This is a genomic window from Streptomyces sp. NPDC002324 (genome assembly GCF_053593335.1).
In genome coordinates this window covers 1-20,985 of the sequence record NZ_JBSFCF010000026.1, presented here as the reverse complement: position 1 = coordinate 20,985, position 20,985 = coordinate 1, and the positions used below count along the sequence as shown (strand labels likewise).

Here is a 20,985-nt window from a genome sequence, read left to right as displayed (position 1 = left end):
GTTAGCTGTTCACCCGGCCGAGGTAGTCGCTCGTGCGGGTGTCGACCTTGATCTTCTCGCCCGTGGTGATGAACAGGGGCACCTGGATCTGGTGACCGGTCTCCAGGGTGGCGGGCTTGGTGCCACCGGTGGAGCGGTCGCCCTGGACACCCGGCTCGGTCTCCTGGATCACGAGCTCGACGGCGGCCGGCAGCTCGACGAAGAGCACCTCGCCCTCGTGCTGCGCGACGGTGGCGGTGAAGCCCTCGATCAGGAAGTTGGCGGCGTCGCCGACTGCCTTGCGGTCGACCATGAGCTGGTCGTAGGTCTCCATGTCCATGAAGACGAAGTACTCGCCGTCCATGTAGGAGAACTGCATGTCGCGCTTGTCGACAGTGGCCGTCTCGACCTTGACGCCGGCGTTGAACGTCTTGTCGACGACCTTGCCGGAGAGCACGTTCTTGAGCTTGGTGCGCACGAAGGCCGGGCCCTTGCCGGGCTTGACGTGCTGGAACTCGACGACGGACCAGAGCTGGCCCCCGTCGAGCTTGAGCACCAGGCCGTTCTTGAGGTCGTTCGTGGAAGCCACGGTTGCGGAATCTCCTGGACTGACGTGGACGACCCCGGGCCACGCGCACAGCCATGAGCTAGAGCGCGAGCAGCTCCTTGGTCGTGATGGTGAGTAGCTCGGGTCCGCCGTCCGCCTCGGGGCGTACGACGAGCGTGTCATCGATCCGGACGCCGCCCCGGCCCGGGAGGTGGACCCCCGGTTCGACGGTGACCGGCACGCAAGCGTCCAGTTTACCCATGGCCGCGGGGGCCAACTGCGGGTCCTCGTCGATTTCGAGTCCGACCCCGTGCCCCATCATCACCGGCAGGCTCTCTCCGTACCCCGCGGAGTCCAGGACCTGGCGGGCCGCGCGGTCCACGGCACGGTAGGCCGCTCCGGGTGCCAGGGCCTCCCTTCCGGCGCGCTGGGCTGCGAAGACCAGGTCGTACAGCTCGATCTGCCAGTCGGCCGGCGAGGTGCCGATCACGAACGTACGGCCGATCTCGCACCGGTAGCCGCGGTAGGTCGCGCCGAGACATACGGAGAGGAAGTCGCCCTCCTCGACCCGGCGATCGGTCGGGCGGTGGCCGGAGCGGCCGGAGTTCGGGCCGGCGGCGACGGAGGTGGGGAAGGCCGGGCCGTCGGCGCCGTGGTCGACGAGGCGGCGCTCCAGCTCCAGGGCGAGGTGGCGCTCGGTACGGCCGACCAGGATCGATTCGAGTAGCTCGCCCAGGGCCTGGTCGGCGATCTCCGCGCCGATCCGCAGACAGGAGATCTCCTCCTCGTCCTTGATCACCCTCAGCTGCTCCACGGCCCCGCCGAGGTCGGCGAGCCGCAGCCGGGGCGCGACCGAGCGGATGGCTCTGCAGCGGGCCATGGTGAGGTGGTGCTCCTCCACGGCCAGGGAGTCGGCGCCGAGCGCCGTCACCAGATCGGCGGCCGCGACCGCCGGGTCGCCGCCGGGCCGCGGCAGCACCTGGAGGCGTACGGCGTCGTCGGGCCGGCCCTCGCCGATCTCGCCGCTCGGCGGTGCGCCGCACAGCAGGACGTCCTCGCTCCTGCCGAGCAGCAGCACCGCGCCCCGCGGTGCCGCTCCCGCGAGGTAGCGGACGTTGGCCGGGCGGGTCACCAGTGCGGTGGGGCTGCCGCCGGCTTGGCAGCGTTCTCTCAGCCGGGCTCTGCGGGCCGCGTAGACCTCAGACATGTGCCGAGCGTATGAGCTTCGCAGGGCGGGCGCTGGTCGAGTGCGGCCGAGTGGGGGTGGGGGTGTCGGGGGCGGGTGTGTGTCGGGGGCGGGCGTGTCGGGTGCGGGTGTGTGTCGGGTGCGGGTGTGTGCTGAGGGCGGATGTGTGCCGGGTGCGGGTCTGTGGGGGCTTGGCGCGCAGTTCCCCGCGCCCCTGACGGGGCCCGGAGCTGGGCGGGGTCCCGGGTGCGGCACGGTTCGGTGGGAGTGGAGACGGGGCTGCCGGGGGCGGATGTGTGCCGGGTGCGGGTCTGTGGGGGCTTGGCGCGCAGTTCCCCGCGCCCCTGACGGGGCCGGGGCTGGGCGGGGCCCCAGGGCGGCAACGGTTCGGTGGGAGTGGAGACGGGGCTGGCGGGGGCGCATGTGTGCCGGGTGCGGGCCGGTGAGGGCTTGGCGCGCAGTTCCCCGCGCCCCTGACAGGGCCGGGGCCGGGCACGCGAGCCGTCAGGCGCGGTCCCGCGTGCGGGCCCCTGGCGGGGCCCGGGCAGGTCGGCGGGGGCTGCCGGGGCGGGCGTCTTCTGTTACCCGGCTACCACTTCGGGGGGCTGGCGATCGAGCGGGCCAGGACCTCGTCCAGGACGCGGGCCGTGGCCGGGACGTCGAGCTGGGAGTTGTCGATGATCGGGAGGCCCGAGCCGTACCAGCCCGCCATTCGGCCGTGGATGCGGGCGACCTCCTCGTCGGTGAGCCGGCGGTTGCCCGAGCGCTCGGCGTTGCGCTCCAGGACAATCTCCAGGCCCGGCAGGAGGACGACCGGCAGCAGGCCGGGGCCGACGTGCCGCTTCCAGCCGCCCAGGCCGACGACCGGGCGGTCGGGGAAGACGGCGTCGTCGAGGATGCAGGAGATGCCGTTGGCCAGGAAGTTCCGGGCGGAGAAGCCGCAGGTGCGGCGGGCGAGGCGGTACTGCGCCTCGGAGTTGTCGTTCCAGCCGGACTGGGGGTCCGCGAAGCCCGAGCGCACCCACTCGCGTACGTCGTCCAGGCTGATGTGCGCGGTGGGCACCCGGCGGTGGTCCGCCCAGTACTTGGCGACGCTGGTCTTGCCGGCTCCGGCGGGCCCGATCAGCAGGACCGCGAGCGTGGTGCTGGTGACATCGGGCGCACCGGTGGCGGGCGGCGGCATGGTGACGGGGCCGCCCGGCGGCAGTTGCACGTGTCCGGTGGTGTCCCGCGAGACCCCGCTCTGCGGCGGGGCCGAGGCGTGCGGATGCACGGGAGCGCCGGAGAAGCCCGGCACGGCCGGTGCGGGCGTTGCGGGCGGGGCCATGGGCGCGGGCGGAGGCGGCGGCACCGGGCCCGGGCGACTGCCCGGGGGCACCGGGTGTCCCGGCGGGTGCGTGCCGGGCGCTCCCGGGTGATGGGGGGCCGGGTGTCCCTGCTGGTTCGCGGTCGGCGACCAGGGGGCCGCCGGGTCCTGCCCCGGCCGATGGGGCGGCGGCAGCGGAGCTCCCACTGCGTCCTGCATCCGGTGCCACTCCGTCTCGTACAGTCACATCGACACTGGCGGGCAGGGCCTTCCGACCCCGCCCTTACCGAACGGTACCGTCCCCGGCCGCCGTTTGGTGAACGGCCGGGGGCAGCCCGAAGTGCCCAAGTGGCCAGGGACACAAGGCGAATCGGACAAGAGCTGCCCGAGCGGGCGTTACTGGCCCACTTCGCCGTACGCGGCGAGGAGGATCGCCGGGTCGGGACCCTCCAGGACGGTGGGCTTGGCCAGGCCGTCCAGGACGATGAAGCGCAGCAGATCGCCCCGGGACTTCTTGTCGACCTTCATCGTCTCCAGGAGCCTCGGCCACTGGTCGTAGCGGTAGTGCAGCGGCAGACCGACCGCTTCGAGGACCGTGCGGTGGCGGTCGGCGGTCGCGTCGTCCAACCGGCCCGCCAGTCGGCCCAGTTCGGCCGCGAAGTGCATGCCCACGGACACGGCCGCGCCGTGCCGCCACTGGTAGCGCTCGTTCTTCTCGATCGCATGGGCCAGCGTGTGCCCGTAGTTGAGGATCTCGCGGCGCCCGGACTCCTTCAGGTCGCCCGAGACGACCTCGGCCTTGACCCGGATCGACCGCTCGATCAGCTCCGAGGTGTGCGGCCCGGCCGGCGTGCGGGCCGCCTGCGGGTCGGACTCGATCAGGTCCAGGATCACCGGGTCCGCGATGAACCCGGCCTTGATGATCTCGGCGAGCCCGGAGACGTAGTCGTTGACCGGCAGCGAGTCGAGCGCCGCCAGGTCGCACAGCACTCCGGCCGGCGGGTGGAAGGAACCCACGAGGTTCTTGCCCTCGGCCGTGTTGATCCCGGTCTTGCCGCCGACCGCCGCGTCGACCATGGCCAGGACGGTGGTGGGGATGGCGATCCAGCGGACCCCGCGCAGCCAGGTCGCCGCGACGAACCCGGCGAGGTCCGTGGTGGCCCCGCCGCCGACGCCGACGATGACGTCGGTGCGGGTGAACCCGGACTGGCCCAGCGCCTTCCAGCAGTACGCGGCGACCTCGGCGGTCTTGGCCTCCTCCGCGTTCGGCACCTGGATGGCCACGGCCTCGAAGCCCTGCTCTGCCAGATCGGCCCGCAGGGCCTCTCCGGTGCCCTCCAGCGCCTCGGGGTGGATCACGGCCACCCTCTTGGCCCGGTTGCCGATCAACCCGCCGAGTTCACCGAGGAGTTGACGCCCCACCAGGACTTCGTACGGCTCGGTGCCCGCCGTACCGCCGACCTGGATGCGGGTCACTGTCTCGCTCATGCTTCCTTCAACTCCAGTGCGTCCAGCGCCGCTCGGGTGACTTCCTCGGGCGTCCGGCCGTCGGTGGCGACGACGGCCGTGGCGACCTCCTCGTACAGATACCGCCGGGCGTCCATCAACTCCCGCCACTGCTTGCGGGGGTTGACGGCCAGCAGGGGGCGGGCAGCGTTGAGGCCGGTGCGCTTGACCGCCTCCTCGACGTCCATCGAGAGGTAGACGACCCGCTGTCCGGCCAGCAGCGCGCGCGTGTCGGGGTCGAGGATCGCGCCACCGCCGAGGGCGAGGACGCCGTCGTGCCCGGCCAGCGCGGCGCGCACGGCCTCCTTCTCGATCGCGCGGAAGGCGGCCTCGCCCTCGTCGACGAAGATCTCCGCGATGGTGCGGCCCTGCTCGGCGACGATGTCGTCGTCGGTGTCGCGGTAGCCGACGCCGAGCCGCTCGGCGAGCAGCTGTCCCACGGTGGACTTGCCGACACCCATGGGGCCGACGAGGACGACCAGAGGCACCGGGCTCACCGGATCGCGAGGTGGTCGAGGTAGGAACGGACGTTGCGGGCCGTCTCGGTGACGCTGTCGCCGCCGAACTTCTCGGCCACCGCGTCCGCCAGCACCAGGGCCACCATCGCCTCGGCGACGATGCCGGCGGCCGGCACGGCGGAGACGTCGGAGCGCTGGTGGTGGGCCTGCGTGGCCTCGCCGGTGGTCACGTCCACGGTCTGCAGGGCGCGCGGCACGGTCGCGATCGGCTTCATCGCCGCCCGGACCCGCAGCAGCTCACCGGTGGTGAGACCACCCTCGGTGCCACCGGAGCGGCCGGACACGCGCCGGATGCCCTCGGGAGTGTTCACGATCTCGTCGTGCGCCTTGGAGCCCGGCACCCGCGCCAGCTCGAAGCCGTCGCCGATCTCGACGCCCTTGATCGCCTGGATGCCCATCAGCGCGCCGGCGAGGCGGGCGTCCAGCTTGCGGTCCCAGTGGACGTGCGAGCCGAGGCCGACGGGCACGCCGTACGCCAGGATCTCGACGACCCCGCCGAGGGTGTCGCCGTCCTTGTGGGCCTGGTCGATCTCCGCGACCATCGCCTTCGACGCGTCGGCGTCGAGGCAGCGCACGGGGTCCGCGTCCAGCTTCTCCACGTCGGCGGGCGTCGGGTACACGCCCTGCGGGGCCTTCGCGGCCGCCAGCTCCACCACGTGGCTGACGATCTCGATGCCGGTCGTCTCCTTCAGGTACGACCGGGCGACGGCGCCGAGGGCGACCCTGGCGGCGGTCTCCCGGGCGGAGGCCCGCTCCAGGATCGGCCGGGCCTCGTCGAAGCCGTACTTCTGCATGCCCGCCAGGTCCGCGTGACCGGGCCGGGGGCGGGTCAGCGGGGCGTTGCGGGCGAGACCGGCGAGGATCTCCGGGTCGACCGGGTCGGCCGACATGACCTGCTCCCACTTCGGCCACTCGGTGTTGCCCACCATGATCGCCACCGGCGAGCCCATGGACAGACCGTGCCGGACACCACCGAGGAAGGTGACCTCGTCGCGCTCGAACTTCATCCGCGCACCACGTCCATAGCCGAGGCGCCGCCGGGCCAGGTGGTCCGCCACCATCTCCGTGGTGATCGGCACGCCGGCGGGAAGACCCTCCAGCGTCGCGACGAGTGCGGGACCGTGGGACTCCCCCGCGGTCAGCCAGCGCAACCTGCTCAACGGTGCTCCTATGCTCGCGTCCGGTACTGGATCCTGCCTGCGTGTACGCGAGTCCTCGCGTACGGCGACGGACACCGGGTGCGCGGCCCCGGCCCGCCGTCTCCGATCCTCCCACGTCCGGGGCGGGGCCCTGGTCGCAGGTCCATCAGGCGGACTGCCCGCACGGCGGTTCCTCGCCACCGGCCGCCCCTCTCGGACCGGCCCGACCGGAACGCTCAGCCGCGTTCGGCCAGCGCCCGTTCCCCCGCCTGCCTCATCGCGCCGACGGGAGCCGTCTTGCACCCGGTCATCTGCTCGACCTGCAGCACGGCCTGGTGCACCAGCAGATCGAGCCCGCTGACCACCGCACCGCCGTACGCGGACCATCGCGCGGCCAGCTCGGTGGGCCACGGGTGGTACAGCACGTCGAACAGCGTCGCAGGCATCTCCGGCACCGCACCGGACAGTACGTCTGTCGCCCCGGCCGGTGTCGTGGCGACGACGAGAGGGGCGCTCAGCCCACGCTCGGCCTGCGACCAGTCCGCCGTACGCACCTCGACGCCCAGCCGCTCGCCCCACTGCCGCATCTCGGCGGCCCGGGCCGCACTGCGGACGTACGCCACGACCTCGCCGGTGCAGATCCGGGCGAGCGCGGCCAGCGCGGAGGAAGCGGTGGCTCCCGCGCCGAGGACGGCCGCCGACTCCACCTGCTCGATGCCGCGCTCGCGCAGCGCGGCGACGATCCCGGGGATGTCGGTGTTGTCGCCGACCCGCCGCCCGTCCTCCGTGAACACCAGGGTGTTCACGGTCTCGACCGAGGCCGCCGTCTCGCTGATCTCGTCCAGCAGCGGGATGACCGCCCGCTTCAGCGGCATCGTCAGCGACAGCCCGGCCCACTCCGGCCCGAGCCCCTCGACGAACCCGGGCAGCGCCTCCTCGTCGACCTCGAAACGGTCGTACGTCCAGTCGCTGAGGCCGAGTTCGGCGTACGCGGCCCGGTGAAGCACCGGGGAGAGCGAGTGGGCGATCGGCGAACCGAGCACGGCGGCCCGGTGCTTGGTGGCGGTGCGGCTCATTGTCCGTTCTGGGCTTTCTCGTACTTGGCGCGGTTCCTGTTGTGCTCTTCGTTGGTCACGGCGAACAGCGTCTCGTCCTTGCTGATCGAGACGAAGTAGTACCAGTCGCCCTTGGCCGGTTTGAGCGCGCCCTCGATCGCCTCGCCACCAGGATTTCCGATCGGCCCGGGCGGCAAGCCGTACACCTTGTAGGTGTTGTACGGATCGTCAATCCTGCGCAGCGAATCGACTGAGCCAGTCGCCAACTTGGATTCACCGCGCAGGTAATTCACAGTCGAGTCGAAGTCGAGCAGTCCGGCCGTTTCCACATTGTTGGGCTCAAGTCGGTTGTAGACGACCCTCGCGATCTTCTTGTAATCTTTCTTGTTGTTTCCTTCAGCCTGTACGAGGCTCGCCACTGTGAGCACCTGAAGCGGATTCTTGAGCTTCAGCCCCTTGGCCTTGCCCTCCAGATCGAATGCCTCGTACTTCGCCTTGGCGAGGTCGACCATTTCCTTCAGGACGGCTTCGGGCTTCATGCCCTTGGCGACCGGGTACGTGGACGGGTAGAGGAATCCTTCCAGCGGATCCTTGATGTCCTTGTTGTCGTTCGCCCAGTCGGGAAGCCCGAGGCCCTCCCACTTCTTCTCGGCGACATCCTTGGTCGTGCCCTTGTCAAGACCCAGCTCCTTGTCGATCTTGACGTAGATGTCGTTGTTACGCATACCCTCGGCGACCGTGAAGTTGCTCTGACTTTTCGGATCGAGCATCAGAGCGATAGCGCTTTTAGCGGACATCTCCTTCTTGAGGAGATAAACGCCCGCCTGGATGTCCTTCTTCTCGGGATTCTGTGCCAGTGCGTTCGTGAAGGCGTCGACACTCTTGACGACCCCGGCCGTCTTCAGCTTCTGCCCGATAGCCGATCCGAACTCACCCTTGTCGACCGTGATCGTCACGGTCTCGTTCGTACCGTTCCCCTCATAGTCGGGGACATCGCCGAAACGGCTCTGATAGAACTGGTAACCGAAGTAGCTGACACCCGCGAAGCCACCACCGAACACCATGACGACCACCAGGCAGGCGCAGCCGCTGCGGCGCTTCTTACCGCCTTTGCCTGACTTACCGGATTTGCCGCCTTTTCCGCCGCGGCCTTTCCGGTCCGCCCGGCTCGAGCGCTCCTCGGCCTCATCGTCGTCGTCACCGCCACCGGCGAAGAACGCGTGCTCACCCTGGTCCGGGCCGGGATCCCAGTCGGTCCGCTCGGCGGCCGGCTGCTCCTCGGGCTCGGGCTCCGGACTGGGCGCGGGGGCGGGTGCCGATTCCGCGCGCCGGCGTGAGGGCGGCTCCGGCGGCGGATACGCGTCCGGCGTGCCGTAGAAGTCCTGTTGGCCGCCGCCGTAGGCCATCGCCTGCTGCTGTCCCCCGTAGGGGTCGGCCGGGTCCGCGACGTAAGGGGCCTGCGTGTGCTGGTGAGTTCCGTTGTTCCAGCCGTTGTCGGTGTGGCCGTACTGCTGCTGACCATGACCGGTGTACTGCTGCTGATGCTGGTTCTGGCCGGTGTACTGCTGCGCGGGGTCGCCGTACTCCTGCTGGTACTGCTGCTGGGCGTAGGCATCCTGGTGACCCTGATGGCCGTTGTTCCAGGCGCCGTTGCCGTTGTCGTACTGATGCTGGTACTGCTGCTCCGGGTGGTGCTGCTGCGGCTGGCCGCCGTAAGGGGACTGCGGGCCCTGGGCCTGCTGTCCGTCCCATCCGGCGTCCCCGTACAACGGGTCGTCCGGATGCCACGGTTCGGAGCCCGTGCCCCGGCCATACTCAGTCATCGATCCCCTAGAGCCGCGAGGCGGCGGTCACGCGGGGCCTGTGGCTCGGCGTTCGTCCCCGCCTCTTTTTGTGCGGTGGCTGTTCGAAGGCCACCGCATCGCGCGGAACGTTACCGTATCGCGATCAGATGACCACTTCGACGCCCTCGCCCGGAGCTTTACCTGACATCCGTTCGGATTCCAACGCTTGTTGCAGGATGATCACGGCTGCTGCCTGGTCGATGACCGACCTGCCCTTTTTGGATTTCACACCCGAGGCACGCAGTCCTTGACCGGCCGTCACCGTGGTCATCCTCTCGTCGAGGAGTCTGACCGGGACCGGCGCGATCATGCGGGCCAGTTCCTGGGCGAATCCCCGTACCTTGACTGCCGCCGGCCCCTCGCCCCCCTTGAGGGAGCGCGGAAGTCCGACGATTACCTCTATGGGTACGTACTCGTCGACCAGTTGTCTCAATCGCCGCTGAGCTGCGGGGACATCCCGTCCGGGAACGGTCTCGACCGGGGTGGCGAGGATCCCGTCGGGGTCGCAGGAGGCTACCCCGATGCGGGCGTCCCCGACGTCGAGCGCGAGCCGACGGCCGCGGCGCATGGCCGGGCCGTCGTCTTCGCTCGTGTGATCCGTCGTGCTCACTTGGCCGTCTCGGCGACCAGGCGCTCGACCGCGTCCACGGCCTCGCCGATGGCGGCCGGGTTCTGGCCACCGCCCTGGGCGACGTCCGGCTTGCCGCCACCGCCGCCGCCGAGGGTCTTGGCGGCCGTGCGGACCAGGTCGCCGGCCTTCAGTCCGCGCTCGCGGGCGGCCTCGTTGGTGGCGATGACCGTCAGCGGCTTGCCGTTCACGGCGGTGAAGAGGGCAACCACCACGGCCCGGCCGCCCTGGATGCGTCCGCGCACGTCGAGCACCAGCTTGCGGAGGTCGTCGGCGGTGGTTCCGTCCGGGACCTGACCGGTCACCACGGCAACGCCGGACACGTCCTTGGCGGACTCGGCGAGACCGGCGGCGGCCTGCAGCACCTTCTCGGCGCGGAACTTCTCGATCTCCTTCTCGGCGTCCTTCAGCTTGCCGAGCATGGCCGAAACCTTCTCCGGAAGCTCCTCCGGGCGGCCCTTGATCAGCTCCTGGAGCTGGGCGACGACCGTGTGCTCACGGGCCAGGAAGTTGTAGGCGTCGACGCCGACCAGGGCCTCGATACGGCGCACCCCGGAGCCGATGGACGACTCTCCGAGCAGCTTGACCAGGCCGAGCTGCGAGGTGTTGTGGACGTGCGTGCCGCCGCACAGCTCCTTGGAGAAGTCGCCGATGGTGACGACACGGACCCGCTCGCCGTACTTCTCGCCGAACTCGGCGATGGCGCCCTGCTTCTTGGCCTCGTCGAGGCTCAGGATCTCCGCGTGGACGTCAAGGTCACGGGAGAGCACCTCGTTGATCTTCTGCTCGACGTCGGTCATCACGGCCGTCGGAACGGCGGAGGGGGAACCGAAGTCGAAACGGAAGCGGCCGGGCTGGTTCTCGGAACCGGCCTGGGCGGCCGTCGGACCGAGGGCGTCCCGCAGGGCCTGGTGGGTGAGGTGGGTGGCCGAGTGGGCACGGGCGATGGCCGTGCGGCGGCGTCCGTCGATCGAGGCCTGGGCCTTGGCGCCGACGGTCACCTCACCGACCTGGACGACGCCCTTGTGGACGTAGACGCCGGGCACCGGCTTCTGGCAGTCGCGGATCTCGATGACGGCACCGGAGTCGATCCTGATCCTGCCGGTGTCACCGATCTGGCCACCGCCCTCGGCGTAGAACGGGGTGCGGTCGAGGACGATCTCGACCTCGTCGCCCTCGGTGGCGGCGGGCGAGGAGAGCCCGTCGACGAGGATGCCGACGACCGTCGACTCGCCCTCGGTGTCCGAGTAGCCGATGAACTCGGTCTCCCCGGCGGCGTCGGCGATCTCGCGGTAGGCACCGAGGTCGGCGTGGCCGGTCTTCTTGGCGCGGGCGTCGGCCTTGGCGCGGTCCCGCTGCTCCTTCATCAGGCGGCGGAAGCCGTCCTCGTCCACGGACAGGCCCTGCTCGGCGGCCATCTCCAGGGTGAGGTCGATCGGGAAGCCCCAGGTGTCGTGGAGCAGGAACGCCTTGTCACCGGCGAGGACCCGGCCACCGCCGGCCTTGGTCTCCGTCACGGCGGTGTCGAGGATGTTGGTGCCGGCCTTCAGCGTCTTGAGGAAGGCGTTCTCCTCGGCGAGGGCGACCTTCTCGATGCGCTCGCGGTCGGTGATCAGCTCGGAGTACTGCTGCCCCATCATGGCGATGACGACGTCGATGAGGTCCTGGACGACCGGGCCGGTGGCGCCGAGGAGGCGCATGTTGCGGATGGCGCGGCGCATGATGCGGCGCAGGACGTAGCCACGGCCCTCGTTGCCGGGGGTGACGCCGTCGCCGATGAGCATCACGGCGGTGCGGATGTGGTCGGTGACCACGCGCAGGGAGACGTCGGACTCGTGGGCGTCGCCGTAGCGGACGCCGGTGAGTTCGGTGGCCTTGTCGATGACGGCCATGGAGGTGTCGATCTCGTACATGTTCTGCACGCCCTGCAGAATCATGGCGAGGCGCTCCATGCCGAGGCCCGTGTCGATGTTCTTGCTGGGCAGCTCGCCGAGGATCTCGAAGTCCTCCTTGGAGGTGCCCTCGCCGCGCTCGTACTGCATGAAGACCAGGTTCCAGATCTCCACGTACCGCTCGTCGTTGACGGCCGGGCCGCCCTCGACGCCGAACTCCGGGCCACGGTCGTAGTTGATCTCGGAACAGGGGCCGCACGGGCCGGGGACGCCCATGGACCAGTAGTTGTCCTTCTTGCCGAGGCGCTGGATGCGCTCCTTGGGCACGCCGATCTGCTCGTGCCAGATGCGCTCGGCCTCGTCGTCGTCCTTGTAGACGGTGATCCAGAGCTTCTCCGGCTCCAGGCCGTAACCACCCTTGTCCTGGGGGCTGGTGAGCAGCTCCCAGGCGTGCTTGATGGCGCCTTCCTTGAAGTAGTCGCCGAAGGAGAAGTTGCCGCACATCTGGAAGAACGTGCCGTGGCGGGTGGTCTTGCCCACCTCTTCGATGTCCGGCGTGCGCACGCACTTCTGCACGCTGGTGGCGCGGGCGAAGGAGGGCTTGACCTCACCGAGGAAGTACGGCTTGAAAGGAACCATGCCGGCGTTGACCAGGAGCAGAGTCGGGTCGTCCGCGATGAGCGACGCCGAAGGGACAACGGTGTGACCGCGCTCCTCGAAGAAGCTCAACCAGCGGCGACGAATCTCGGCCGACTCCATCAGTGGTCCTCATTCCGGTTGTACGGGTACGACGAACTGTCGACGTACCTCGGATTCCTGCTGTACTTCGGGGTGTTGCTGTTCTCGATGGCGACGACATGCCTCGGGGCGGGCAGCTCCGGGTAGCTGTCGGGGTTGGCCTCGATGCCGAGTGCCTCGCCCAGTTCGGCCTCCCGCTGGGCCATGTGGTCGCGGACGTCGAGCGCGAAGCCGACCGCCCGGTCCTTGAGCTTGTGGCCCGCCTCGACCGCCTTGTGCGCGGCCTGGCCGGCGAGGTGCTCCGGGGTGAGCTGCTTCAGCTTGCGGTTGACCTTGGTGGTGGCCCACACGCCGGCGGCGACCCCTGTGGTGAACCAGAACGTACGGCGGAACATCGCTCGGTCAGTCCTTCTTTCCACGGGTGTCACGCCTGCTCCGGCGGGTGCCGGGAACCGTGCGTCCCACGATCACGGTACGGCCGCGCTGCTCGGCGGGCTCGTCCTCCCGGCGTCCGCCCCCCATGGCCCGGCGTACGCCGTAGCCGAAGGCGGCGACCTTGACGAGGGGGCCGCCGAAGGTGGACGCGACGGTCGTGGAGAGCGCCGAGGCGTTCGACGTGACCTCCTGGACGTCCGACGCGATGGCGTCGACCCGCTCGATCTGGGTCTGCGCGGAGCGGACAGCGGTGGACGCGTCGGCGAGGAGGGGGACGGCCTGGTCGGTCACGTCCGCGACGAGCTTGGTGGTCGCCCTGAGCGTCTGGGCCAGCCTCGCCAGCGCGACGGCGAGGAAGGAGACCAGAATCGCCCAGAAGACGGCCACCAGGATCCCGGCCACCTCTCCACCGGACACTGTCTGCACCCGCTCCCTGGAACATGCCTGAACGTCGAAAAGTCGTGTCCCGAGCCTATCGCGCCCGAGCGATCGCCCAGTACCGCATTACTGCCTATCGACCGCCACCTGTCGCACCGCCCGCGGTGATGCCTGTCGCGGGAAGGCGAGAGCCCGCCGCCCCGCCCGCCACGAGGGCGGGGGGACGACGGGCTGACGCTCGGTGCGTGTGTGCTACGTCCGTCGAAAGACGATCAGCGGGCGTAGTACTCGACGACGAGCTGCTCGTCGCAGATGACCGGAACTTCCTTGCGGTTGGGCTCGCGGTCCAGGCGGAACGCCAGGGCCTTGAGGTTCACCTGCAGGTAGCGGGGGGTCTCACCGTCGGCGGCGAAGCCACCCTCGCGGGCGACCTCGAACAGCGGCTTCTGGCGGCTGCGCTCACGGACCATGACGACGTCGTCCGGCTTGACGCGGAACGACGGCTTGTCGACCTTGCCACCGTTGACCTCGATGTGGCCGTGGACGACCATCTGGCGGGCCTGGTAGATCGTGCGGGCGATGCCCGAACGCAGGACCAGCGCGTCGAGACGGCGCTCGAGCTCGATGATCAGGGCCTCACCGGTCTTGCCCTGGACCTTGGAGGCACGCTCGTAGGCGCGGACGAGCTGGCGCTCGGACACGTCGTACTGCGCGCGCAGACGCTGCTTCTCGAGCAGACGGACCTTGTAGTCCGAGTTCTGCTTGCGGCCGCGGCCGTGCTCGCCCGGCGGGTAGGGGCGGGCCTCGAAGTACTTGACGGCCTTCGGGGTCAGCGCGATGCCGAGGGCACGCGACTTCTTGACCTTGGGGCGGGACTGGTTCGCCACTTCTTTTCCTTTTCCTCTTCGGCTGCCTCAGGGTTACGGGAGGTCGCATCCGCAGCCGGGGAATCCCGTCGGGTCCGCTGGGAACCTGTCGGGTAGCCGCTCCCCTGGTCTGGGCACATACGTGCAGCACACGAACGGCCCACCGACCGGTCCCGGAATTCCGAGTGGTGGTGGGCTGCCCGCGACACCTACGACGGTGCGCGACGCTCCTGGATCATGAAGATCCGGCTGGTTGTCCCGCCTGAGGCGCCGACCGGAGCCGGACACGGGACGCAGCACTGGGGAGAAGTCTACAGGGGGTTCAGGACTGCTTCCGACCGAGGTTCTTCCTGGTCCACTCCACCGCGTCGGCGTACCGGGCCTCGGCACCGTGTCTGGTCGGGGTGTAGTACTCCCGCCCCTGGATCTCGTCCGGCGCGTACTGCTGGGCGGCGATCCCCTCGGGAAGGTCGTGCGGGTAGACGTACCCCTGGGCGTGCCCCAGCTTGGCCGCGCCCTTGTAGTGCCCGTCCCGCAGGTGTGGAGGCACGGGGCCGGCCAGGCCCTTGCGTACGTCCTCCATGGCGGCGCCGATGGCGGTCGTCGCGGCGTTCGACTTCGGGGCCAGGGCGAGGGCGATCGTTGCGTGGCTGAGGGTGAGCGCGGCCTCGGGGAAGCCGATCATGGCGACGGCCTGGGCGGCGGCGACGGCTGTGGGCAGCGCGTTCGGGTCGGCGAGGCCGATGTCCTCGCTGGCGGAGATCATCAGGCGGCGGGCGATGAAGCGGGGGTCCTCCCCGGCCTCGATCATGCGGGCCAGGTAGTGCAGCGCGGCGTCGACGTCGGAGCCGCGGATGGACTTGATGAGGGCGCTGGCCACGTCGTAGTGCTGGTCGCCGTCGCGGTCGTACTTCACGGCGGCGCGGTCGACGGTCTCCTCCAGCGTCTGGAGTCCGATCTCCTCCTCTCCCTTGTCGAGGGCGGCGCCGGCGGCGGCCTCCAGGGCGGTCAGCGCCCGGCGGGCGTCACCGCCGGCGATGCGCAGGAGGTGGCCCTCGGTGTCCTCGGGGAGAGTGACGGCGCCCTTGAGGCCGCGCTCGTCGGTCAGGGCGCGCCGCAGGAGACCGCGCAGGTCGTCGTCGGTGAGGGGTTCGAGGGTGAGGAGGAGGGAGCGGGACAGCAGGGGGGAGATCACCGAAAAGTACGGGTTCTCCGTGGTCGCCGCGATCAGGGTGACCCAGCGGTTCTCGACGGCCGGGAGCAGGGAGTCCTGCTGGGCCTTGCTGAAGCGGTGGATCTCGTCGAGGAAGAGGACGGTCTCCTTGCCGTAGCCGCCGGTGGCCCGGCGGGCGCCCTCGATGACCGCGCGGACCTCCTTGACTCCGGCGGTGATCGCGGAGAGCTCCACGAAACGCTTGTTGGTGGCCTTGGAGACGACGTACGCCAGGGTGGTCTTGCCGGTGCCGGGCGGGCCCCAGAGGATCACCGAGGAGGGGCCGGCCGGTCCGCCGCCGGACTCGCCGACCAGTCGGCGCAGGGGCGAGCCGGGCTTCAGCAGATGCTGCTGGCCGACGACCTCGTCGAGGGTGCGCGGACGCATCCGTACGGCCAGGGGACTGGCGGCCGGGTCCTTCTCCTGGCGTTCTTCGGCTGCGGCGGTGAACAGATCGGGCTCCACACGGAAAACCCTATGTCACGCCACTGACAGACCGGCCCCGGCGGCCGCCCCCGCAGGAGCCGCCGTCAGCTGGTCCAGAAGTCCCACCAGCGGGTCAGGATCAGCATGCCGATGATGCCGATGTGCATCACGGGCAGGACCCAGGTGAACTCGCCGAGGAAGCCTTTCAGCCAGCCGGGGGCGGGCAGGAATCCGCTGCGGATGTTGGAGGACGTCACGTACCAGAACATCAGGATCGTGGCGGCCCAGGCGAGGCAGCACCACAGGCAGAGCGAGTTGATGTTGTACAGCGACTGGTACTGCAGCCAGGTCACGAAGCCGACGCCGAAGGCGGTGCCCGCGTTGAAGGTCAGCCAGTACCAGCGCGGGTAGGTCGCGCGGGCGAGCAGGCTCACGCCGACGCAGATGACGATGCCGTACGCGACGAGGCCGAGCATCGGGTTGGGGAATCCGAAGACGGAGGCCTGGTCGCTCTTCATGATGTTGCCGCAGGAGACGACCGGGTTGAGGCTGCACCCGGGGGTGAAGTTCGGGTCCTCCAGCAGCTTGAACTTGTCGATCGTGATGACCCAGGACGCGAGCAGTCCGGCCGCGCCGGTGATCAGCAGCAGGATCGCGAAGGCACGACTGCCGCCCACCGTGCGCGCGGCCTCGGTGTGTTCGCGATCGGTGGTCGAGACGTCCCTGACTGTCGTCTTGCTCATCACGTCGATTCCGTCGATTCCGTAGCGCCGAAGGGGCCACTGGGGCACGGTCATTGTGCCGTACACCCTCGCGCCCGGGCCGTTCGCCGGACGTAAATGTCGCCCCTGCCACCCGTACAGGGCGGCAGGGGCGACAAGGGTTCGACTCAGCCGAGCCGGGCCTCCAGCTCGGCCACGATCTCGTTCACGCCGACGGCGACCTGCTCACCGGACTCCATGTCCTTGAGCTGGACCACGCCCTCGGCGAGGTCGCGCTCCCCGGCGACGACCGTGTAGCGCGCGCCGCTGCGGTTGGCGTTCTTCATCGCGCCCTTGAGGCCCTTGCCCCCATAGGCGAAGTCGGCCGCGATGCCCACCTTGCGCAGTTCGGTGACCTTGGCGAACAGCAGGCGGCGGGCCTCCTCGCCGAGCGGGACGGCGAACACGCTGGTGGCGGCGGGGAGTTCGAGCTCGACGCCCTCCGCCTCCAGGGCCAGGACGGTGCGGTCGACGCCGAGGGCCCAGCCGACCGACGGCAGGGCGGGGCCGCCGATCATCTCGGAGAGGCCGTCGTAGCGGCCGCCGCCGCCCACCGCGGACTGGGAGCCGAGGCCGTCGTGGACGAACTCGAAGGTCGTACGGGTGTAGTAGTCGAGGCCGCGGACCAGCTTGAGGTCGTCCTCGAAGGCGACGCCCGCCGCGGTGATCAGCTCACGGACCTCCTCGTGGTACGCCTTGCAGGCGTCGCAGAGGTAGTCGCGCAGCAGCGGGGCGTCGGTGAGCTGCTTCTGGACGTCGCCGCGCTTGTCGTCGAGGACGCGCAGCGGGTTGATCTCCGCTCGGCGCAGGGTCTCCTCGTCCAGGTCCAGGCCGCGCAGGAACTCCTTCAGGGCCGCCCGGTAGACAGGACGGCACTCCTTGTCGCCCAGGCTGTTGAGGAGGATGCGGAAGTTCCTGAGGCCCAGCGAGCGGTACGCCTGGTCCGCCAGGATGATCAACTCGGCGTCCAAGGCCGGGTCCTCGGCCCCGATCGCCTCGGCGCCGACCTGGGAGAAGTGGCGGTACCGGCCCTTCTGGGGGCGCTCGTAGCGGTAGTACGAGCCGGAGTACCAGAGCTTGACCGGGAGGTTGCCCACCTTGTGGAGGTTGGCCTCCAGGGCGGCGCGCAGGACGGAGGCGGTGCCCTCGGGGCGCAGGGCGAGCCGGTCGCCGCCCTTGGTCTCGAAGGCGTACATCTCCTTGGTCACGATGTCGGTGGACTCACCCACACCGCGTGCGAACAGCTCGACGCTCTCGAAGCCGGGCGTCTCGATGTAGCCGTAGCCGGAGTCGCGCAGCGGCGCGGCGATGGCCTCGCGGACGGCCAGGTACTTGGCGCTGTCCGGGGGCAGCAGGTCGTACGTGCCCTTGGGGGCCTGAAAGGTGCTCACGGAAGGTCTCTCGTCACATTCCTCGTCGGGGAGCCGAAGGGGCTCCCTGGCCGCCGGCGGCCACCTGCCGCAGATACGGGTTGGTGGCGCGCTCCTGGCCGATGGTCGTCTGGGGGCCGTGGCCGGACAGCACCACGGTCGAGTCGTCGAGCGGCAGGCACACGCGGGCCAGCGAGTCGAGCATCTCGGCCATGTCGCCGCCGGGCAGGTCGGTGCGTCCGATGGAGCCGGCGAACAGCAGATCCCCGGAGAAGAACACGGAGGGGATCTCCGTGTTCTCGGGCATCCGGAAGGTCACCGACCCCTTGGTATGGCCGGGCGCGTGCGAGACGGCCAGTTCCAGACCGGCCAGCTCCAGCTTCGCGCCGTCGGTCAGCTCCCTGACGTCACCCGGCTCCCCCACGGTCAGTTCGCCCATGAGCGGCATGCCGATGGAACGGCCGAGCGCCTTCTCGGGGTCGCTCATCATGTACCGGTCCTCGGGGTGGATCCACGCCGGTACGTCGTGCGCGCCGCACACGGGGACGACCGAGGCCACATGGTCGAGGTGGCCGTGGGTGAGGACGACGGCGACGGGCTTGAGCCGATGCTTCTTCAGCGTCTCCTCGACTCCCTGGGTGGCCTGGTGGCCCGGGTCGATGATCACGCACTCCTCACCGGCGGCGGGGGCGACCAGATAACAGTTGGTCCCCCAGGCCCCGGCGGGGAACCCGGCAATGAGCACGATCGTCCTTCTTGTGGCGTACGAGGATGGTGGGTTGCTGTGGATCAGAGCCTACCGGCGCTGCCGTTTCCCCAGCGAACCCATATACGGTACGGGTCACACGTAAACAGTCGACTCGACGGACGCGCGACGCACCTGTCGGCGGACGAGACGCATGAGGAGAGAACCCCGTGGTCAGCCAGGATCAGCGGCGGCGTCAGCTCGCCCGGGAGAAGTTCTTGCGGCAGCAGCAGCGGCGTACGTCCGCGCGGCGCAAGGCCCATGTCCGCAACGCCGTGATCGCCTCGGTGCTCGGTGTGATCCTGGTGGGCAGCGTGGCGCTGTACACGACCGACGTGCTCAAGGGTGACGACAAGAAGGACAACGCGGGCGCGGAGGTGTCGCCGAGCCCGTCGCCCAGCGCCAGCAAGGCGCCGGATCCGTGCGAGAAGCCGGCCGCGGGCAAGGTGGAGAAGCTCACCTACAAGAAGGAGCCCGCGCTCACCATCGACAAGAGCGCGAAGTACACGATGGATCTGCAGACCACCTGCGGCTCCATCCCCATAACGATGGACGCGGCGAAGGCCCCGCACACGGTCAACTCGTTCGACTTCCTGGTGAACAAGGGCTACTTGGACCACACCAAGTGCCACCGTCTCACCACGCAGGGTATCTACGTGCTGCAGTGCGGTGACCCCCAGGGCACCGGCATGGGCGGTCCCGGCTACACGATCCCCGACGAGAACCTCAAGGACCCGCGCCTGAAGGGCGATGTGTACCCCGCGGGCACGGTCGCGATGGCGAACCAGTTCAACGGGCAGACGGGCGAGGGCAAGAACAGCGGCGGCAGCCAGTTCTTCCTCGTCTTCCAGGACAGTCCGCTGCCGGCCAACTACACACCGTTCGGCACGATCACCAAGGCGGGGATGAAGGTCCTGACGAAGATCGCCAAGGCCGGCGAGAACACCGGCATGGGTGATGGAGCGCCCAACGCGACCGTCGTGATCAACAAGGCGACTGTCAAGAAGTCCTGACCCCCAACAGCGAAATTTCGGTCGCGCGGGATGCGGACAGGCAACCCGCCGGTCGCCTATGTTGGCCGTGACGAAACTGTGGACGATGCCCGGGGGCGCTGAGGCCCCTTGCAGGCATCATGTGGAGGAGGCGCTGTGAGCAGCGACCCGTGGGGCCGCGTCGACGAGACGGGGACCGTGTACGTGCGTACGGCCGACGGCGAGCAGGTCGTCGGTTCCTGGCAGGCCGGCTCCCCCGAGGAAGCGCTGGCCTACTTCGAGCGCAAGTACGAGGGCTTGGTCGTCGAAATCGGCCTCCTCGAGAAGCGGGTGAAGACCACTGATCTGTCCGCGAAGGACGCATCGGTCGCGATCGACCACATTCGCGAGCAGGTGGACGCGCATCACGCGGTCGGTGACCTGGACGCGCTGAAGGTCCGGCTGGACAAGCTCGTCGAGACGGTCGACGCGCGCCGCGAGGAGCGCAAGCAGCAGCGGGCCAAGCAGTCCGACGAGGCCCGGCACGCCAAGGAGGCCCTGGTCACCGAGGCGGAGGAGCTGGCCCAGTCCGACCAGTGGCGGTCCGCCGGTGAGCGGCTGCGGGCGCTGGTGGACACCTGGAAGGGTCTGCCCCGGCTGGACCGCAAGTCCGACGACGAGCTCTGGCACCGCTTCTCGCACGCCCGCTCGGCGTTCTCCAAGCGTCGCAAGGCCCACTTCGCGCAGCTCGACGCGCAGCGCGAGGACGCCCGCAAGATCAAGGAGAAGCTGGTCGCGGAGGCCGAGGGTCTGTCCGACTCGACCGACTGGGGCCCCACGGCCGCGCGCTACCGCGAGCTGATGGCCGACTGGAAGGCCGCGGGCCGCGCCCAGCGCGAGCACGAGGACGACCTGTGGAACCGCTTCCGCGGTGCCCAGGACGTCTTCTTCGCCGCCCGCAGCTCCGTGTTCGCCGAGCGTGACGCGGAGCAGTCGGAGAACCTCAAGCTCAAGGAGGAGCTGGCCGGGGAGGCGGAGAAGATCCTGCCGGTGACGGATCTGAAGTCGGCGCGTGCCGCCTTCCGCTCGCTCAACGAGCGCTGGGAGGCCATCGGCCACGTCCCGCGCGACGCCCGCCCGAAGGTGGAGGCCCGGATGCACGCCGTCGAGCGGGCCATCCAGGAGGCCGAGGAAGCGGAGTGGCGCCGGACCAACCCGGAGGCCCGCGCCCGTGCCGCCGGTCTCACGGGGCAGCTCCAGGCCGCCGTCGACAAGCTGGGCAGCCAGATCGAGGCCGCCCGCGCCCAGGGCAACAACGCCAAGGCCGACAAGCTCCAGCGGGAGCTCGACGGCCGTCAGGCCCTGCTGGACCAGGCCCTGAAGGGTCTGCAGGAGTTCGGCGGCTGACACCGACGGCACGGACGAGAGGGGCGGGCGCCCGCGGGGTGGGGGGGGCCCGGGCCTCAGGTCGGGCGTGGACAC

The 20,985-nt window shown here is 69.9% G+C and carries 19 protein-coding genes; 2 read left to right on the top strand and 17 right to left on the bottom strand.

Annotated features, from left to right (window positions below; genetic code table 11):
- Position 1: 1 nt before the first annotated feature.
- The 17 genes from efp to ACWCRJ_RS28775 all read right to left on the bottom strand — a co-directional run bounded on the left by efp (position 2) and on the right by ACWCRJ_RS28775 (position 18,532).
- Positions 2–568 carry an elongation factor P gene (gene efp, locus ACWCRJ_RS28855; protein ID WP_005485474.1) on the bottom strand — a complete coding sequence of 189 codons (567 nt, stop codon included), beginning with the start codon at positions 566–568 and terminating at the stop codon, positions 2–4.
- Positions 569–626: 58 nt separating this feature from the next.
- On the bottom strand, positions 627–1,733 hold the full coding sequence (locus ACWCRJ_RS28850; RefSeq protein WP_450942053.1) for an aminopeptidase P family protein: 1,107 nt from the start codon (positions 1,731–1,733) through the stop codon (positions 627–629).
- 568 nt (positions 1,734–2,301) lie between these two features.
- Positions 2,302–3,237, bottom strand: a complete 936-nt coding sequence (locus ACWCRJ_RS28845; RefSeq protein ID WP_450942052.1) for a Pro-rich N-terminal domain-containing protein — start codon at positions 3,235–3,237, stop codon at positions 2,302–2,304.
- A 177-nt stretch (positions 3,238–3,414) separates the two neighbouring features.
- A complete protein-coding gene (aroB, locus tag ACWCRJ_RS28840; RefSeq protein WP_450942051.1) occupies positions 3,415–4,506 on the bottom strand; it encodes a 3-dehydroquinate synthase in 1,092 nt (363 codons plus the stop codon).
- A complete protein-coding gene (locus tag ACWCRJ_RS28835; protein WP_450942133.1) occupies positions 4,503–4,985 on the bottom strand; it encodes a shikimate kinase in 483 nt (160 codons plus the stop codon). The genes aroB and ACWCRJ_RS28835 overlap by 4 nt, the downstream gene beginning before the upstream one ends.
- A 32-nt stretch (positions 4,986–5,017) precedes the next feature.
- On the bottom strand, positions 5,018–6,202 hold the full coding sequence (gene aroC / locus ACWCRJ_RS28830) for a chorismate synthase (protein WP_028796685.1): 1,185 nt from the start codon (positions 6,200–6,202) through the stop codon (positions 5,018–5,020).
- Positions 6,203–6,417: 215 nt separating this feature from the next.
- Positions 6,418–7,257 carry a shikimate dehydrogenase gene (locus tag ACWCRJ_RS28825; RefSeq protein ID WP_450942050.1) on the bottom strand — a complete coding sequence of 280 codons (840 nt, stop codon included), beginning with the start codon at positions 7,255–7,257 and terminating at the stop codon, positions 6,418–6,420.
- The gene (gene mltG, locus ACWCRJ_RS28820; protein WP_450942049.1) at positions 7,254–9,059 is read right to left on the bottom strand and encodes an endolytic transglycosylase MltG; all 1,806 of its coding nucleotides are present in this window, start codon (positions 9,057–9,059) and stop codon (positions 7,254–7,256) included. The genes ACWCRJ_RS28825 and mltG overlap by 4 nt, the downstream gene beginning before the upstream one ends.
- A 124-nt stretch (positions 9,060–9,183) precedes the next feature.
- Entirely contained in the window at positions 9,184–9,648 is a 465-nt protein-coding gene (gene ruvX / locus ACWCRJ_RS28815) for a Holliday junction resolvase RuvX (RefSeq protein WP_202500049.1), read from the bottom strand.
- 38 nt (positions 9,649–9,686) lie between these two features.
- Positions 9,687–12,359 carry an alanine--tRNA ligase gene (gene alaS / locus ACWCRJ_RS28810; RefSeq protein WP_450942048.1) on the bottom strand — a complete coding sequence of 891 codons (2,673 nt, stop codon included), beginning with the start codon at positions 12,357–12,359 and terminating at the stop codon, positions 9,687–9,689.
- Positions 12,359–12,733 (bottom strand): hypothetical protein, encoded by a 375-nt coding sequence (locus tag ACWCRJ_RS28805; RefSeq protein WP_450942047.1) that lies wholly within the window; start codon positions 12,731–12,733, stop codon positions 12,359–12,361. The genes alaS and ACWCRJ_RS28805 overlap by 1 nt, the downstream gene beginning before the upstream one ends.
- A gap of 7 nt (positions 12,734–12,740) precedes the next feature.
- Complete coding sequence (locus tag ACWCRJ_RS28800) at positions 12,741–13,190, bottom strand: DUF948 domain-containing protein (RefSeq protein ID WP_450942132.1); 450 nt, start codon at positions 13,188–13,190, stop codon at positions 12,741–12,743.
- A 233-nt stretch (positions 13,191–13,423) separates the two neighbouring features.
- Positions 13,424–14,038, bottom strand: a complete 615-nt coding sequence (gene rpsD, locus ACWCRJ_RS28795; RefSeq protein WP_319692905.1) for a 30S ribosomal protein S4 — start codon at positions 14,036–14,038, stop codon at positions 13,424–13,426.
- A gap of 301 nt (positions 14,039–14,339) precedes the next feature.
- Positions 14,340–15,695, bottom strand: coding sequence for a replication-associated recombination protein A (locus ACWCRJ_RS28790; RefSeq protein ID WP_450942046.1), 1,356 nt, complete (start codon positions 15,693–15,695; stop codon positions 14,340–14,342).
- Positions 15,696–15,760: 65 nt separating this feature from the next.
- On the bottom strand, positions 15,761–16,399 hold the full coding sequence (locus tag ACWCRJ_RS28785; RefSeq protein WP_450942045.1) for a vitamin K epoxide reductase family protein: 639 nt from the start codon (positions 16,397–16,399) through the stop codon (positions 15,761–15,763).
- 146 nt (positions 16,400–16,545) lie between these two features.
- Positions 16,546–17,808 carry a histidine--tRNA ligase gene (gene hisS / locus ACWCRJ_RS28780; RefSeq protein WP_450942044.1) on the bottom strand — a complete coding sequence of 421 codons (1,263 nt, stop codon included), beginning with the start codon at positions 17,806–17,808 and terminating at the stop codon, positions 16,546–16,548.
- 13 nt (positions 17,809–17,821) lie between these two features.
- Entirely contained in the window at positions 17,822–18,532 is a 711-nt protein-coding gene (locus ACWCRJ_RS28775; RefSeq protein WP_450942043.1) for an MBL fold metallo-hydrolase, read from the bottom strand.
- Between the two features lie 170 nt (positions 18,533–18,702).
- Between ACWCRJ_RS28775 and ACWCRJ_RS28770 the strand changes: the two genes are divergently transcribed.
- Together ACWCRJ_RS28770 and ACWCRJ_RS28765 are read left to right on the top strand one after the other, a co-directional pair.
- The gene (locus tag ACWCRJ_RS28770; RefSeq protein ID WP_450942042.1) at positions 18,703–19,545 is read left to right on the top strand and encodes a peptidylprolyl isomerase; all 843 of its coding nucleotides are present in this window, start codon (positions 18,703–18,705) and stop codon (positions 19,543–19,545) included.
- Between the two features lie 135 nt (positions 19,546–19,680).
- Positions 19,681–20,910: a DUF349 domain-containing protein gene (locus ACWCRJ_RS28765; RefSeq protein WP_450942041.1), complete on the top strand. Its 1,230-nt coding sequence runs from the start codon at positions 19,681–19,683 to the stop codon at positions 20,908–20,910.
- Positions 20,911–20,985 lie beyond the last annotated feature (75 nt).

Excerpts from the sequence above, each read along its gene's own strand:
- aroB (WP_450942051.1), bottom strand. The coding sequence starts at position 4,506 with ATGAGCGAGACAGTGACCCGCATCCAGGTCGGCGGTACGGCGGGCACC.
- ACWCRJ_RS28825 (WP_450942050.1), bottom strand. The coding sequence starts at position 7,257 with ATGAGCCGCACCGCCACCAAGCACCGGGCCGCCGTGCTCGGTTCGCCG.
- alaS (WP_450942048.1), bottom strand. The coding sequence starts at position 12,359 with ATGGAGTCGGCCGAGATTCGTCGCCGCTGGTTGAGCTTCTTCGAGGAG.
- ACWCRJ_RS28835 (WP_450942133.1), bottom strand. The coding sequence starts at position 4,985 with ATGGGTGTCGGCAAGTCCACCGTGGGACAGCTGCTCGCCGAGCGGCTC.
- ACWCRJ_RS28845 (WP_450942052.1), bottom strand. The coding sequence starts at position 3,237 with ATGCAGGACGCAGTGGGAGCTCCGCTGCCGCCGCCCCATCGGCCGGGG.
- ruvX (WP_202500049.1), bottom strand. The coding sequence starts at position 9,648 with ATGCGCCGCGGCCGTCGGCTCGCGCTCGACGTCGGGGACGCCCGCATC.
- ACWCRJ_RS28850 (WP_450942053.1), bottom strand. The coding sequence starts at position 1,733 with ATGTCTGAGGTCTACGCGGCCCGCAGAGCCCGGCTGAGAGAACGCTGC.
- ACWCRJ_RS28805 (WP_450942047.1), bottom strand. The coding sequence starts at position 12,733 with ATGTTCCGCCGTACGTTCTGGTTCACCACAGGGGTCGCCGCCGGCGTG.
- mltG (WP_450942049.1), bottom strand. The coding sequence starts at position 9,059 with ATGACTGAGTATGGCCGGGGCACGGGCTCCGAACCGTGGCATCCGGAC.
- ACWCRJ_RS28785 (WP_450942045.1), bottom strand. The coding sequence starts at position 16,399 with ATGAGCAAGACGACAGTCAGGGACGTCTCGACCACCGATCGCGAACAC.